Source organism: Methanothermobacter sp., assembly GCF_030055425.1.
GTDB lineage: Archaea > Methanobacteriota > Methanobacteria > Methanobacteriales > Methanothermobacteraceae > Methanothermobacter.
Window position 1 is genome coordinate 108,699 of sequence record NZ_JASFYE010000002.1, and the last position, 15,952, is coordinate 124,650.

Annotated in this window: 9 protein-coding genes; 4 read left to right on the forward strand and 5 right to left on the reverse strand. The window is 49.2% G+C overall.

Going from position 1 to position 15,952, the window contains the following annotated elements:
- Positions 1-25 precede the first annotated feature (25 nt).
- From leuS to QFX39_RS02945, 3 genes are read right to left on the reverse strand one after another with little or no spacing between them, the layout of a single operon-like run.
- Complete coding sequence (gene leuS / locus QFX39_RS02935; RefSeq protein ID WP_300477358.1) at positions 26-2,875, reverse strand: leucine--tRNA ligase; 2,850 nt, start codon at positions 2,873-2,875, stop codon at positions 26-28.
- On the reverse strand, positions 2,856-3,173 hold the full coding sequence (cutA, locus tag QFX39_RS02940) for a divalent-cation tolerance protein CutA (protein ID WP_300477360.1): 318 nt from the start codon (positions 3,171-3,173) through the stop codon (positions 2,856-2,858). The genes leuS and cutA overlap by 20 nt, the downstream gene beginning before the upstream one ends.
- Positions 3,173-3,958, reverse strand: coding sequence for an NAD+ synthase (locus QFX39_RS02945; protein WP_300477362.1), 786 nt, complete (start codon positions 3,956-3,958; stop codon positions 3,173-3,175). The genes cutA and QFX39_RS02945 overlap by 1 nt, the downstream gene beginning before the upstream one ends.
- A 129-nt stretch (positions 3,959-4,087) precedes the next feature.
- Here QFX39_RS02945 and QFX39_RS02950 point away from each other — a divergent pair, with 129 nt between their 5' ends.
- Both QFX39_RS02950 and QFX39_RS02955 read left to right on the forward strand, forming a co-directional pair.
- On the forward strand, positions 4,088-5,062 hold the full coding sequence (locus QFX39_RS02950; RefSeq protein ID WP_300477364.1) for a TRC40/GET3/ArsA family transport-energizing ATPase: 975 nt from the start codon (positions 4,088-4,090) through the stop codon (positions 5,060-5,062).
- A 260-nt stretch (positions 5,063-5,322) separates the two neighbouring features.
- A complete protein-coding gene (locus QFX39_RS02955; RefSeq protein ID WP_300477366.1) occupies positions 5,323-6,348 on the forward strand; it encodes a H(2)-dependent methylenetetrahydromethanopterin dehydrogenase-related protein in 1,026 nt (341 codons plus the stop codon).
- Between the two features lie 110 nt (positions 6,349-6,458).
- Here QFX39_RS02955 and QFX39_RS02960 read toward each other — a convergent pair whose 3' ends face one another.
- Positions 6,459-10,631 carry an SBBP repeat-containing protein gene (locus QFX39_RS02960; RefSeq protein WP_300477368.1) on the reverse strand — a complete coding sequence of 1,391 codons (4,173 nt, stop codon included), beginning with the start codon at positions 10,629-10,631 and terminating at the stop codon, positions 6,459-6,461.
- 500 nt (positions 10,632-11,131) lie between these two features.
- Positions 11,132-11,755, reverse strand: coding sequence for a cobalt-precorrin-7 (C(5))-methyltransferase (locus QFX39_RS02965; RefSeq protein ID WP_300477370.1), 624 nt, complete (start codon positions 11,753-11,755; stop codon positions 11,132-11,134).
- Positions 11,756-11,846: 91 nt separating this feature from the next.
- Here QFX39_RS02965 and QFX39_RS02970 point away from each other — a divergent pair, with 91 nt between their 5' ends.
- A complete protein-coding gene (locus QFX39_RS02970) occupies positions 11,847-13,037 on the forward strand; it encodes a redox-regulated ATPase YchF (RefSeq protein ID WP_300477372.1) in 1,191 nt (396 codons plus the stop codon).
- Positions 13,038-13,174: 137 nt separating this feature from the next.
- Entirely contained in the window at positions 13,175-15,910 is a 2,736-nt protein-coding gene (locus QFX39_RS02975; RefSeq protein ID WP_300477374.1) for a cation-transporting P-type ATPase, read from the forward strand.
- Positions 15,911-15,952: the final 42 nt, after the last annotated feature.

Here is a 15,952-nt window from a genome sequence, read left to right on the forward strand (position 1 = left end):
AAAAAAATGAATGTCCCCCTTAACCTCATGTCTCAAGGTATATTGCGGGTTTAAGGGGAACAGCATTTTTGGCCTTGTTTTCAGGGTCGTAGTCCGCATCGCGGTGGATCACCACATCGGCCCCCACCTCTGATTTTATGTAGTCACCGGCATCAACCAGTACACTGTACTCGTCCACAGCAACAACCTCAGATTTACCTGCATCCCGGAGGATCCTCCTCACGAATTCCGAGACCTCCTTCATGTTGCTGTGGACTCCTGAGGCTGAAACCCTCCCCATTATGGCACCCATATCCGGTTTTCCAACCTCAGATGCTATTCTCAGGACATCCCACTTCCAGGGCGGTGATATGTAGAGGTGCACCCTCTCAGGCCGGGTGTCCAGTATCTTCATGATCTCCTGGATATCCCTGACGGTGTTCTGGACCATCTCCTCTGCAACCTGGACCTCCCTGCTTATTGCGTCCTCCCTGAACCCTGGCCATGGGGCCTCTGCTACGAAACCCTCACCACCGTATCTCTCCCACATCTCCTCGGCTGTGTAGGGAGTGAATGGTGCCATGAGCCTTATCCAGGCGCTCAGAACATATGCGAGCACCATTTTAACCTCCATGTCCGCACGTCCATCAACACGGGCCATGTAGTGGTCCACATCCTTTTTGAGGAGATATAGTGCCTCCTGCACTGCCTTACGGGTCTGGAATGACTCAAGGGCCTCAGTAGCCTCTTTTATCCTGTGGTTAAGCTGGCAGATCATCCACTTACCGGCGAAACTTTCAGGCTCAAATTCAGGAAGCTCAGATAGGACCAGTTCGCCGTCCCAGATCTCAGAGACCCTTTCACCAAAGTCCCTGAACCACTCGATGCGCCTCCTGGTCCCTATAACCTCCTTCTCCCTCCAGTCGAAGTCCTGCCAGGGCTCTGCAGATGACATGAGGAACAGGCGCACAACATCCGCCCCGTGCCTCTCTATTGCATCCCGCAGCAGTATCACGTTACCCTTGGATGAGGACATCTTGTTACCCTCAAGGAGGCCCATTCCAAATACAACAACACCACGGGGCCAGCGGGATTCAGGGAATATGGCGGAATGATGGAATATATGGAATGTGAGGTGGTTGCCTATGAGGTCCTTGGCAGATAACCTCCAGTCAAGGGGGTACCAGTAGCTGAATTCCTCCCTGAGTTCATCCCCCACTTCAGATTCATCAAGGAAGACACTGTCAAAGAACTCATCATTCAGTTTCTCAGGGTCCATCTCCCTCAGTTTATGGGCGATGGTGTAGTAGGCCATGTAGATGGTTGAATCGGTGAGGGGCTCTATTATCCACCTCTCATCCCAGGGGAGCCTTGTACCGAGACCAATCCTCCTGGAGCATGCCCAGTCATTCAGCCAGTCAATGTAGTACTGGAAGTTGGCCCTAACCTCCTCTGGTATTATCTTCATCTTGGAGAGGCACCGGTGGGCCATTTCCTTCCAGTCCTCATCGGAGTACTTCATAAACCACTGGTCCTCCATGAGCCTCACAACGCACCTTCCACCGCAACGGCATATCACAGGGCGCTCTGCAAACTCGTACATCTCATCGGCCAGCCCCTCAGATTTCAGTTCATCTGCTATGACTTCACGGGCCTCTGAAACCTTCATTCCAGCATATACAGGGATGTGGCTGCTCATCACACCCTTGGCATGTTCAACCTTGTAGAGTTCCCCGGTGGCGTCCTCAAGGCGTTCATCCTCCTGACTCTCAACCCCGAATTTCTGGATTGCCTCCGCGGCAGGGAACATTCCGTAACCCTCAACTGTGATAACATTGATGGGTTCGAGGCCCTTAATCACATCACCGAGGCCATACCTTTCAAGCAGTTCAGAGTTCTTCCTGAGGTCCTCAAGGGCTATGAAGTCTGCAGGGGCATGTGCAGGCACAGAGAATACCACTCCGGTGGCATATTCAGGGTCAACGAATGAGGCTGGAAGTATGGGGTGCCTTTCTCTGGTTACAGGGTTTTCAACTTCCCTTCCAATGAGTTCCTCAGGGTCCACCTCGCCCTCAACCTCAAGGTCAAGCTTCTGATGGGAGAGGTTATCAAGGGAGGCGCGGCTTACTATCCACTCTTCACCGCCTGTCCGCACCCTCACGTACTCCTCCTCCGGGTTCAACCAGAGGTTGGTTGCACCGTAGATTGTTTCAGGCCTGAAGGTGGCCGCAACAAGGTATGAATCATCCATTCTGAACTTGAGGAGTGTGAGCTGGTTTATGGCCACACCCTCCCCCTCAAGGAGGTCATGGTCACCCACAGGGTTTTCACAGTCAGGGCAGTACTTCACTGGATGGGCACCCTTCCTTACAAGGCCCATCTCACGGAGCTTCCCTATCTGCCACTGTATGAAACTGCTGTAGGTGGGGTCCGTGGTCTTGAATTCACGCCTCCAGTCTATGGAGTAGCCCATATCCTCCATCACAGAACGGTACTCCCTGCTGAAGTATTCAACTATGTATTCAGGGTCACTGAAGCGTTCAAGTTCATCTTCGGGTACCTTGTGGACCTCCCTGTAGATCTTGAGGGTCCAGGGGTCCTTTCTCTGTATCCTCCTGGCTATACCTATTACCGGGGCCCCTGTGACATGCCAGGCCATTGGAAAGAGGACGTTGTATCCCTGCATCCTCTTGAAACGTGCATAGACATCCGGGACAGTGTAGGTCCTGCCGTGTCCTATGTGCATGGCACCGCTGGGGTAGGGATAGGCAACTGTCAGGAAGATCTTCTCTCTGTCATCGGGGTCAGCATGAAATATTCCTGCATCTCTCCACCTATCGCGCCATTTACTCTCAATATCCACTGAATCACCGCCATCATGGCTTTTTGACTTCATCATTTAACCATTCAAGGTAATCACGGGATCCCCCTGTTATGGGAATTGAAATTATGCATGGATTATCATAACTATGTAGTTCCCTAACTCTTTTAATTATTTGCTGGGTTAGTTCACTGGTTGTTTTAACAATAAGGACCGACTCCTCATCCTCCTCAAGGGAGCCCTCCCAGTGGTAGAATGATTTTATGGAGGGTATGATGTTCACACATGCTGCGAGTCTATCCTCAACAAGTCTACGCCCGATCCTTGCTGATTCCTCCTGGCCTGAGGTTGTTATGTATATCAGAGTGAACATCAGATCACCTCAAGATCAGGTATTTCAGGGGGTCTGAGTTTGTGCCCTGCTGCACGGACCATCCCCTCTATCCTCTTAACCTCTTCAGCAGGCACTCCAAGTTCAGATGCGACATCAGAAACCCCCATTTTTTTATCAACCAGCAGAAAGAGGATCTCATCCAGGACATCGTAACTTATCCCCAGTTCCTCCTCATCGGTCTGACCTGGCCAGAGGCCGGCTGATGGGGCCTTGGATATTATCTCGGATGGAACACCAAGCTCCTCTGCAAGCATCCGAACCTGTTTCTTGTAGAGGCCCCCAATTGGAAGTATGTCGACTCCCCCATCACCGTATTTGGTGAAGTAACCCACAAGGAGCTCCGTACGGTTACCGGTACCTGCCACAAGCCGGTTCATGGAGTTTGCATGGTAGTAGAGGACCATCATCCTTGCCCTTGGCTTGAGGTTCGCCAGAGCGAGTCTGCTGGGCTGGTGACCGCATATACCACTGAAGGACTCCAGAATGGGTTCAATGTCCACGGTCTCATATTCTATCCCGGTTTCCTCTGCAACCAGCTCTGCATGTTTGAGGTCCTCGGGGGGTGTTGTGGCAGATGGCATGATTATGCCAAGGACCCTATCCGGGCCAAGGGCGTCCGCTGCAAGGTGGGCCACCGTTGAAGAGTCCACACCCCCACTGAGACCCATTACAACGCCCTCTGTCCTGCTATCAGCCACCATGGTCTTTATGAACTCCTCTATCCTCTCCCTCACGTGGGGACCAAGTCCTGGAACATGTCTCATGGAACCATCCTCTCCAAAGTAGCAATGGTTAAAAGTAAGTAGGGTATATCTTATATAACCATATAAATCAATGTAAGGTAACATGTGAAGATGTTCACCAGCATCACGGATTCTTACAGGAGGAGTACAATGGCATTTAAGGATCTTTTCAAGTTCAATAAGGGCAAAACAACATTCGTGTTCATAGGAGGAAAGGGAGGGGTTGGTAAAACAACCATATCAGCTGCAACAGCACTCTGGATGGCAAAATCAGGTAAGAAGACACTGGTTATCTCAACCGACCCTGCACACTCACTTTCAGATTCCCTTGAAAGGGAGATAGGCCACACACCAACCATGATAACAGACAACCTCTACGCTGTTGAGATAGACCCTGAGGTTGCAATGGAGGAGTATCAGGCAAAGCTGCGGGAACAGGCGTCAATGAACCCTGGAATGGGACTTGACATGCTCCAGGACCAGATGGACATGGCGTCAATGTCCCCGGGTATCGATGAGGCCGCGGCCTTCGACCAGTTCCTCAGGTACATGACAACCGATGAGTACGATATTGTGATATTTGACACTGCACCCACAGGCCACACGCTCCGTCTGCTCTCATTCCCTGAACTCATGGACTCATGGGTTGGGAAGATGATCAAGATAAGGAGGCAGATCGGCAGCATGGCAAAGGCCTTCAAGAACATACTCCCATTCATGGGTGACGAGGAAGAGGAGGACAGGGCCCTCCAGGACATGGAGGCCACCAAGAAGCAGATAAACGCTGCAAGGGAGGTCATGTCAGACCCTGAGAGGACCTCATTCAAGATGGTTGTGATCCCTGAGGAGATGTCCATATACGAATCCGAGAGGGCAATGAAGGCCCTTGAGAAGTACAGCATACATGCAGATGGTGTCATCGTCAACCAGGTGCTGCCAGAGGACAGTGACTGCGAGTTCTGCAATGCCAGGAGGAAACTGCAGCAGGAGAGGCTGAAGCAGATACGTGAGAAGTTCAGTGACCAGGTGGTTGCAGAGGTTCCACTCCTCAAGGAGGAGGCCAAGGGTATGGAAACCCTTGAGAAGATCGCCAGGCAGCTCTATGGTGAACCCGAGCCAGCCTGATTGGAATATAATATGTTCGGGGCTTATAATATTAAAAAATAATTAACTTCAAACACCATTATTTTTACATAAAACCTGTCTGAAGGCTTTAAAAATCCATAAAATTTTTAATCCATGATTTATTTGATTTTAAGGTTATATTGGATCATTAGGTTCATTTTAAGGTGATATTAGGTCTTATTTTTTTTAAAGAATCAAATGCCAAAATTTATAATATTCCTTCAAATTACTTAACAATATATTAACGTTAGGTGAGCACTATGAAAGTTGCAGTTTATGGCGCGGGTAATCAGAAACTTTATGTGGACCAGCTGAACTTGCCTGAAAAATACGGGGGTGAGGCACCCTACGGCGGAAGCAGGATGGCAATTGAATTTGCAGAGGCAGGTCATGACGTTGTGCTAGCAGAGCCAGCAAGGGAAATGCTGGATGACGCACACTGGAAGGTGGTTGAGGATGCAGGTGTAACAGTGACAGATAACGATGCTGAGGCAGCCAGCGAAGCAGAAATAGCAGTTCTCTTCACACCATTTGGTAAAAAGACCTTCGATATAGCCAAGGACATAACAAAGCACCTTCCAGAGGGGGCTGTGATAGCAAACACCTGTACTGTATCCCCGGTGGTCCTATACTATGTCCTTGAAAGGGAACTTCGAAGGGACCGTCAGGACCTGGGTATAGCATCAATGCACCCTGCAGCTGTCCCCGGGACACCACAGCACGGCCACTACGTCATAGGCGGACACTCAAGCAGTGAACTTGACATAGCCACCGATGAACAGATCTCAAGGTGTGTTGAACTTGCAGAAAGCTGTGGTAAGACAGCATACGTTGTACCTGCAGACGTATCAAGTGCAGTTGCTGATATGGGGTCCCTTGTAACTGCCGTAACACTTTCAGGTGTCCTTGACTACTACTACGTTGGTACCCAGATAATCAAGGCGCCTGTGGAGATGGTTGAGAAGCAGATCCTCATGACACTCCAGACAATAGCATCCCTTGTTGAAACATCAGGCGTGAATGGAATGCTCAAGGCCATGAACCCTGAGCTCCTTGTGAGGAGTGCAAGGTCAATGCACCTCCTTGAGGAGCAGGAGGAACTGGATGCTGCAATCAACACACTCTCTGACCTTGATGATGAGGTTACCAGGTGGATAAATAAGGGTGAGATCAGGCACACGGATCTCGTTGCAGCCCAGGCCCTTGCAAAGGAACTCAAGAACCTCATGGGTGGAAAGGCAGCAGAGGGTACCATAAGGAGGTGCATGAGGAAGATGTTCGAATAAAATCTTTATTTTTAACTATTTTAAGGGGTAATTTCTTTCAAGAGATAAAATCAGGTTATATTCGGATATTTAAGAATTAATTGCTTTTCAAATAAAAAAAGAAATAATAATCAGGTCACGGTTATTCGCATATCAACCGTCCTGAACGTCCTGGTTATGTACACGTAACTGTAACCCCTGATTGTCTTTGTGTGGCTGAGGGTTGCTGACAGTGTATCCGCCCTGAAGGTCTCAGATAACCTTATGGTCCTTGTGTACCTGCTTGGGTTGTAGATTTTCCTTGTTGTAACGATTCTTGCATCGTACGGGTAGTATCCTATGGTTGCAGTGTAGGATCCTCCGGGTTTCAGTGTAAATTTGTAGGTCCTGTATGCAAGTTTCGACCCGCCTGATGAGTAGACTGTGACATAGTAGGTCACCGTTGCAGTGTAACTTCCGGTGTTTTTGAATGTGAATCTGTAGGTCCTTTTCGCGGGGTTCACGTAAACTGTGGCGGTTTTCAGGTTGTTGATGCTGAATGTGTACGTACCTGGGGATGAGACGTATCTCTGGAATCTTAGCACCGCACCCTCATGGGGCCCCACCCTCACCGTGTAGGTACCTATGAGATTGCCGTTGAGGTAAACTGGAATTTTAAAGTCACCTTCAATGTCACCGGTGTTCTGGATTTCTGCCTCAACCTCGACGGTGGCTGATCCCACGGCACTGGATGGTGTCACATTGAGTGACCCTATTTCAAGTGTGGCCGGTTTCAGTGCATTGACGTTTGCAGCCGGTAGCGTGTCAACGGTAACTGTGTGGTTGCCCCGCTGTGTTATGGTGTATCTGAATGTCACGGTGGTCTCTCCACCGGCAGCCACGTTCACGGTCCTTGATGCAACCGGTACCCCGTCTATGTAGAGCCTTGCGGTGTAGTTGCCTGAAACTTCACCCACATTGGAGACCCTTGCAGATGCTTCAACTGTCAGGGGAATAACACCCTCGTGTGGTGAAACCACCAGGTTGTCCACTACGAATGTGGCAGGTCTCAGGACCCTCACGGTCACAGGTGCAAGGTCATTAACCGTGACATCATGGGTTCCAGGGTCACTGAGTTCCACCCTGAAGAGTACTGTGGAGGCACCGGGTCCGGTAAGCTGCACGGTCTTATTCTGAACATTCACTCCGTCTATGTAGAGTCTTGCGGTGTAGTTGCCGCTTCCAGTCTCAGTGGTGCTGATTCTCGCTGTCACGTTGAATATGAGCGGTGAAACACCTGAAATTGGAGTTACGTTGAGGTTTGAGACTAATGGTTCATTGAGTACCCTCACGGTTACGGGTGCAAGTGCCCCTACACCGGCAAGGTAGGGTCCCGGAGCATTAAGGGTGTGGTTGAACCTGACCTGAGATGTTCCGCCTGCGGGAACTGTCACGGTTCTTGTATCAACAGCTGCACCATTTATGTAGAGGGTTGCGGTGTACTCCCCATCAACCTCCCCAGTATTTCGGAGTTTAGCGGATGCTGCAAGGTCAAGGGGACTGAATCCTGATGCTGGGGTGACGGTTAAATCTGAGGCGGTTATATTCGCCGGTTTAAGAACCCTGACATTCCCTGTGAATCCATTGATTCCAACACTGTAGTTTCCGGGTAACAGTGTTGTTTTCATTGATATTTCCTTTGTTTCACCGGGGTTTAGGCTGACCGTGTTCTCCTGCACGGTTTGGTTGTTGACATGGAGCCTTGCTGTGAACCCTATGACCATATCATAGGGGTTTGTCACATTGAGGAGTGCCGTAACGTTCAATGTACCCACGCCTGTTACAGGGGTAACAGCGAAGCCCCCGAACACAGGTTCAGGGTCAAGAACCCTGATTTTAACCTCTTCACCGGAGTTAACACGGAGATTGTACTCCCCGGGAACAACGATCTGGTTCTTAATTGAAACCTTAACACTTGACCTTCCAGGGACGGTAACCGTTTGGCTATCCCATGCGACACCGTCAAGGTAGACTGTAACTGTGAAATCACCTGGAAGGTCTCCCTGGTTCCTTACTGTGGCGTTCACCGTGACATTGAGGGGTGACTTACCCTCCGGTGGCGTTACTGTCACATTGGTGAGGGTGAAGCTGGCTGCACTGAGGGCCCTGACTGTGCCTGAAGTGGCGTTGTTGAGTGCTATGGTGTAAATTCCACTTTCGGGGAGTGTTATCATGGCAGAGAACGGTACCGTGCTTCCTGCGGGAACATCGAATGTCTGTTCATGGACATCCACTCCATTGACATAGATTATGGCCGTGTAACTCCTTGTCCTTGAGTCTATGTTGGTGATATTCGCGGTGACCATGACATTCAGCGGTGCAAGACCACTTTCCGGTGTCAGCCTGAAACCGTCCACAAGGAACTTTTCACCCTCCATCACATTGACGGTGAGGGGATCAAGGTCATTGATGGTTATTTCATGCATACCTGCGGCAAGGGTGCTGTTGAAGGATACCCTGACCCTTGATTTTGCATCAACAGTCACATTTTTGCTATCAACGAGAATTCCATCGATGTAGAGGCCAGCGGTGTATGTGTCAGGTAGATCACCGTAGTTCACAATATCAGCGGTCACGTTAACCCTGAGAGGTTCTGTGCCGGCACGTGGCAGTACTGTGAGATTTTCAGGGATTATGAGCGGGCCGCTGAATGCCCTCACAGTGAATGGCTGGAAGTTGTTCACGGTGACAGAATATGTTCTGCTGTTCCTGAGAAGGTATTCGAAGCTGAAGTCCCTTGTTGCTTTTGAGGCCACCTCTATCCACTGCCATAAGACCTCGTATCCGTTAACGTAGAGCCCGAGGCGGTACCATCCGCTGGCATCCCCGTAGTTGGTGATTTTACCGTTAACTGTAATTGATAGGGGCGCTGTTCCATTCACCGGTGTTACACTGAGGTTACTTATGAAGAAGGGTGTGAACCTTGTGAGGAAACCATCCGATAGTCCTGTGAGTTTCATTTTGATGGCATCCGATGTTACAGGGAAATTGTTTGACCAGGTCTTCCCGGCAATATAGATGTTCTGGTAGGGGTCAACAGCAACAGCATAGCCATGATCCGCTTCTATACCCCCGAGATAGGAACTGTAGAGAACGCTTCGCGGGATGCTGAATTTTGTGATGAAGGCATCCACACCGTTCAGTGACCTGTCAAGTGCTCCCTGTGTCAGGGGGAAGTCAGCTGAGGATGTTGTACCTGTCAGGTAAAGGTTTCCATACTTATCCGCTGCAATTCCATATACTGCGTCATCACCGCTTCCACCGAAGTAGGTTGAGTATGTCACTTCCTCGCCATCGAATGCAGCGATGAATCCATCAGAAAGGCCCTTCTTTGTCCTCTGGTATGCAGTCATGGGGGTTATGGGGAAGTCCGTGGAGTTTGTTTTACCTGCAACGTATATGAGACCACCATAGGAGGTAATGGCGTGGCACATGTCCTGTCCTGAGCCTCCAAGGTAGGTTGAGTGGTCAAAGCTCATCTGTGGGGTGAATCTTGATATGAAGATATCATTCGTGCCCCTCTTATACTGTGAAACCGCATCGAAGGTTACCGGAAAATCATCAGAGTAGGTGTACCCTGCAATGTAGATGTTTCCGTTGTTGTCAAGGGCAAGTCCCTGGCAGTAGTCATCCCAGGATCCTCCAAGGTAGCTCAGGTAAAGAATGTTAAGGTCATGATCAAGTTTGGCGATGAATGCATCATAACCACCCTTATTGATTTTCTGGTAGGCGTCATCTGTCACCTGAAGGTCCTCTGAGATTGTGTATCCGCTCACATAGAGGGTCCCCGACCCGTCCATTGCAAGACCCTTTGCAACGTCATACCTGGATCCACCAATATATGTAATCCCGTCGATTTTGCCAAGGGGGTCTATCCGTGCCACGAATGCATCCTTAGCCTCAACACCATCCCTACTTATTTCGCCTGCAACATAGGCGTATCCATCTGCATCTGCGATTATCCTGTGTCCCCAGTCGTCTCCAGCTCCGCCGAAGGTTGTGTAGTATATGATCTTTCTTGATGTGTTGAACCTGGCCACGAAAACGTTTTTGGATCCGCTGACGTGCGTTGAACCGGTTACATAGATATAGCCTGATTCATCAACGTAAACGTCACGGGCCTCATCAACCACATCACCACCGAGGTAGGTTGAGTAGTCCATGGTGTAATTTGATTCAGCAAAGGCTGAGCCCTGAAGGACGAGCATGAGGAGGAGCCCGCAGATCAGAGCAGAAAACTTTTTATATGGATCAATGATTATCACCTCCCTAAAACATTACAGTTTATATTTCAGTTACAATGAATATAGTTTACTATTTAATTTTAAAACTGAAAAAAGATTTCTATACTGAAATACATTCATTTTAAACTATTAGAATACATTAAACATTGAAATATAAGTTTAAAGGTTAGATTTTTGTTAAAAGAATACTTATATGTATTATCTAATTTAAATTATAATAAAGAGGTGTTCATTTGTTTTTTTCAAGAATTTCAGCCCTATTATTGACTTTTAAATATATTTCCTACTGAAATCTAAATAAAATGGAGTTATGATGACCTCAGATTTGCTGGAGTAACATGAACTGAATGGACATGGATCTAAACTGTGGAGGGTTTACAGTTATCTGTGATCAGTAAGTGCAGAAAAGTGGGGTCATTCTGCACCGGGATCAGTTTTTATCCAGCAGACAATTCATTAAATAAATAGGAAACTTCAGTACTTTTATCAGGTTTAGCATAAGAAGAAATCCATCGGGCTCTTCAGAATACAACAATGACTGACATGTAACTGAATTCAGATACCATCAATTCCTCAAGTTTCAGTTTAACAACCCTCTCATCGGGATAGCTGAGCCTTTCACAGACAGCAGCACATCTTTCTGGATCCACACCACTTTCAATAAGGAACCTGGCGGTCTCAGAGGGAGTCCTTGAGGGAAGGAGTATTGTTGGCCTCCCGTTATCAAGGATGTCCAGTAGATCCTCCTCAGCGCGACCGTGAAACGTGACTATGTCAGCATCATCCCAGGGGATAAGGAGCCTCGCAGCGCAGAGCTGGACGGAACTCACACCAGGGATAACCTGGACTTCAACGTCAAGCTTCTTTTCTGATATTATCCTCTTAACTGGTTTCAGAACACCTGAAAATCCCGGGTCACCTGTTGAGAGCACCGAAACCTTACCTGAAACTGCAAGCTCGGCTGCCATTTCAAGCTTTTCATCCATATCCCCAGCACCCAGCACGACAGCTTCATTCGCATCAGGAAACAGTTCAAGGGCCCTTCTGCTCCCAAATACAGTATCGGAATCTTCCACAGCAGCAGCCGCGGCAGGTGTGATGTAATCAGATGAACCGGGACCTATTCCCACTATATAGAGCACCATGACAATTCACAACCAGTGCATTCAGTAAACCGGATCTTGGTCAGAACCAACATATATAATTGTTTCATGACCATCTATTAATGTGGTAACAATGATTCAGATTGCAGTCACAGGAAAACCCAACGTTGGAAAATCATCCTTCTTCAACGCAGCCACACTCTCTGAGGCAGAGGTGGCATCATACCCATTCACCACAATCGACGCCAATCATGCAGTTGCCTATGCATCCTGCAGGTGCCCCTGCCAGGAGCTTGGAGTTCAGTGCAACCCTAGAAACTCACGATGCATTGATGGCACGAGACTGATCCCGGTGGAACTCATCGATGTGGCAGGGCTTGTCCCGGGGGCCCATGAGGGAAGGGGCCTTGGAAATAAGTTCCTGGATGACCTCAGACAGGCCAGGGCATTTCTGCATGTAATAGACGCATCAGGTTCAACAGACGAGGAGGGAAGGCCTGTTGAGCCAGGGAGCCATGACCCTCTGGAGGATGTGCAGTTCCTTGAGGAAGAAATAACCATGTGGCTCTATGGCATCCTTGAGAAGAACTGGGAACGCCTTTTAAGGAAGGCGGTATCAGAGAAGCTTGATATGAATCGCATAATCCATGAACAGCTTTCAGGTACAGGTATAACTCCTGAGGATATCATCGAGGCCTCAAGGAAGGTGGAGGCAGATATCTACTCATGGGGTAAGGATGAACTCCTGGAATTTCTCGATGAACTCCTCAGGATAGCGAAACCCATGCTGATAGTTGCAAACAAGGCCGACATTCCAGAGGCGCGTAAAAACATTGAACGCCTCATGGATTCCTACCCACACGTGGTGCCGGCATCTGCAGAGGCTGAACTTGCCCTCAGAAGGGCATCCGAGGCCGGACTTATTAATTACATTCCAGGTGCAGGGGACTTTGAGATCGTTGATGAGTCTGGACTCACCGACAGGCAGAGGTTGGCCCTTGAGTATATCCGTGAAAACGTCCTTGAGGTCTATGGAAGCACCGGTGTCCAGGAGGCAATCAACAGGGCGGTATTTGATCTTCTTGATATGATAGTTGTCTTTCCGGTTGAGGATGAACACCACTACATGGATCAGAGGGGTAACGTTCTCCCTGACGCACTCCTGGTGCCCCGTGGTTCAGGCCCCAGGGACCTCGCCTACCTGATACACACCGAGATCGGAGACTCCTTCATGCACGCGGTGGATGCAAGGAAGGGAATGAGGATTGCCGCGGACCATGAACTTGAGGACGGTGACATAATAAGCATAATATGCAGCAGATAGTATTACATAAAGTTAATAACAGGGGTGGTAAGTTTCAAGTGTAAAGTGGGTGTTATTTGCTGCTATGAAGTATGCTGCAGGAAATCATGATATTACTGAAAGTTATTAAATTAAGTGGTAAGTTTCAAGTGTAATTCATGGTGAGGGCAATGGGGGGTATACATGAACTCCATGAGGAAGAGGTTTTCAGGAGTCTTGAGACTTCACCCTCTGGCCTTGACCCCCCTGAGGCTGAAAGGCGCCTTGAGAAATATGGCCCCAACGAACTTGAGGAGGTCAGGGGTAAACCACACATACTTCTCTTTCTTTCCAACCTTTACAATGTACTGGCGATCCTGCTCTGGGTATCAGCTGCCCTGTCACTCATCACAGGCAACACCCAGCTTGCAGTTGCGATTGTACTTGTAATAATCATAAACGCGGTCTTCAGTTTCTGGCAGGAATATGAGGCAGAGAAGGCTGCAGAGGCCCTAAGGGATATTCTGCCGGTTATGGTTAAGGTTCTGAGGGGTTCAGATGAAACTGTTATCCCTGCGGCTGAGGTGGTTCCTGGGGATCTGATCCTTCTCGAGGAGGGTGACACGGTTCCGGCAGATGCAAGGCTTGTTGAATCAAGCCAGCTCAAGATTGACGCATCCACCCTCACAGGCGAATCAAAACCGGTCAGAAAGGTGTCGCATCCAGTTGAAAAATTCGATAATTACATAGATATCGATAACATCGTATTTGCAGGTACACAGGTGGTATCAGGGACAGGAAGGGCCATAGTATTTGCAACAGGAGGGGATACAGAATTCAGCAGGATAGCATCCCTTACACAGGAAGTGCGAGAGGAGCCAAGCCCCCTCCAGAGGCAGATATCCCGGGCTGCCAGTATCATAAGCATTCTGGCAGTTTCAATGGGCATCGTTCTTTTTGCAGTCAACCTCTACATTGTTAAACTCCCCCTCGAGACTGCGCTGATCTTTGCAATAGGGCTCATGGTTGCAAATGTACCGGAGGGCCTTCTACCAAGCGTAACACTGGCGCTTGCGGCATCAGCAAGGAAGATGGCCAGGGAGAACGCCCTTGTGAAGAGACTCTCCAGTGTGGAGACACTGGGATCCACAACAATAATCTGCACAGATAAGACCGGGACCCTCACAAGGGGTGAGATGACAGTAAGGAAGATCTGGATACCCTACAGGGTCGTGGAGGTCACAGGTTCAGGCTACAGGCCAGAGGGGGAATTCCTCTGCAACGGAAACCCCGTAACCCACCGGGAGGTAAGGGAGATAAGACTCCTAATGAGGGCGGCGTCATTCTGCAACGATTCAAAACTTGTTAGAGACGAAAAGGGCTGGCACGTGATTGGGGACACAACAGAGGGCGCACTCCTCGTGGCTGCAGAGAAGATAGGCTTTGACCTTGAGGGGGAACTTGAGAGTATGCCCCGAATAATGGAGCTCCCCTTTGATTCAAAGCGAAAGTCAATGACCTCCATCCATCAAAAATCAGGTAAAAGGGTGGCCTACGTCAAGGGGGCCCCAAAAAAGATAATAGATTTATCAGAGAGGATATCAGTGGATGGGAGACCCAGAACACTGGACGATGATGAAAAAAGGAAGATCATAGAGATACATGACAGAATGGCCTCTGAGGGCCTCAGGGTACTCGCATTCGCCTACAGGGAACTCCCGGAGGACCTTGAGGATTACACGCCAGAGAATGTTGAAAGGGAACTGACACTGGTTGGAATGGCTGCAATGCATGACCCGCCCAGGGAGGGTGTGAAGGAGGCTGTGAGGCAGTGCAGAACTGCAGGTATAAGGATAATAATGATAACCGGGGATTACGGGTTAACAGCCGCGGCCATAGCAAAGGAACTTGGTATCATAGAGTGCGACAGCTACAGGGTGATAAAGGGAAGGGAACTTGATGAAATGGAAGACCCTGAACTTTTAAGGATACTTTCTGAGGAGGAGAACATAATATTTGCCCGGGCAGTCCCAGAACACAAGATGAGGATAGCGTCGGTCCTTGAGGGCGCCGAGGAGATAGTTGCAATGACAGGTGATGGGGTGAATGATGCCCCTGCCCTCAGGAAGGCGGATATTGGCGTTGCAATGGGTAGCGGCACCGACGTTGCAAAGGAGGCCGCTGACATAGTACTCGCCGATGACAACTTTGCAAGCATTGTAACTGCGGTGAGGGAGGGCCGGACGGTATATGAGAACATAAGAAAATTCATAACCTACATATTTTCACATGAAACCGCAGAGATAGTCCCATTTGTCCTTATGGTGCTCTTTGGAATACCCCTACCCATAACAATAATGCAGATACTTGCAATAGACCTCGGTACCGATACACTGCCCGCCCTTGCCCTGGGAAGATCCCCACCCGAATCTGATGTGATGCAGAGGCCACCAAGACCGGTTAGGGAGAGACTACTTAACCTTGAGGTCCTCCTCAGGGGGTACCTGTTCACAGGATCCATTGAGGCATTTCTTGTGATGATGGCATACTTCCTTGTGCTCTCAGGGGGAGGATGGGTGCCAGGCCAGAGCCTCCCCGCAGATGACCCCCTCTACATGAGGGCAACAACTGTTGTCTTTGCAGGTATAGTGATGGCCCAGATGGGCAATCTCCTCTCATCACAGACCACCCGCTCCTCAGCACTGAAGGTGGGGCTTCTGAGGAACAGGTGGATACCCGCCGGCATGATATTCGCAGTCATTGTGATGCTGATGGTCATATATCTGCCCCCAATGCAGCCGGTTTTCGGGACACAGCCACTGAAACCGGTTGAATGGCTGATGATCATCCTCTTTGCTCCACTGGTTTTTCTTACAGATGAGGCGAGGAAGTTAATTCAGAGGAGGCTTGGTTGATCAGATATTTTTTCCTCAGAGAAGACCGGTAACCATATCATG

Excerpts from the sequence above, each read along its gene's own strand:
- cutA (WP_300477360.1), bottom strand. The coding sequence starts at position 3,173 with ATGTTCACTCTGATATACATAACAACCTCAGGCCAGGAGGAATCAGCA.
- QFX39_RS02970 (WP_300477372.1), top strand. The coding sequence starts at position 11,847 with ATGATTCAGATTGCAGTCACAGGAAAACCCAACGTTGGAAAATCATCC.
- QFX39_RS02950 (WP_300477364.1), top strand. The coding sequence starts at position 4,088 with ATGGCATTTAAGGATCTTTTCAAGTTCAATAAGGGCAAAACAACATTC.
- QFX39_RS02945 (WP_300477362.1), bottom strand. The coding sequence starts at position 3,958 with ATGAGACATGTTCCAGGACTTGGTCCCCACGTGAGGGAGAGGATAGAG.
- QFX39_RS02975 (WP_300477374.1), top strand. The coding sequence starts at position 13,175 with ATGGTGAGGGCAATGGGGGGTATACATGAACTCCATGAGGAAGAGGTT.
- QFX39_RS02965 (WP_300477370.1), bottom strand. The coding sequence starts at position 11,755 with ATGGTGCTCTATATAGTGGGAATAGGTCCCGGTTCATCTGATTACATC.
- QFX39_RS02955 (WP_300477366.1), top strand. The coding sequence starts at position 5,323 with ATGAAAGTTGCAGTTTATGGCGCGGGTAATCAGAAACTTTATGTGGAC.
- leuS (WP_300477358.1), bottom strand. The coding sequence starts at position 2,875 with ATGAAGTCAAAAAGCCATGATGGCGGTGATTCAGTGGATATTGAGAGT.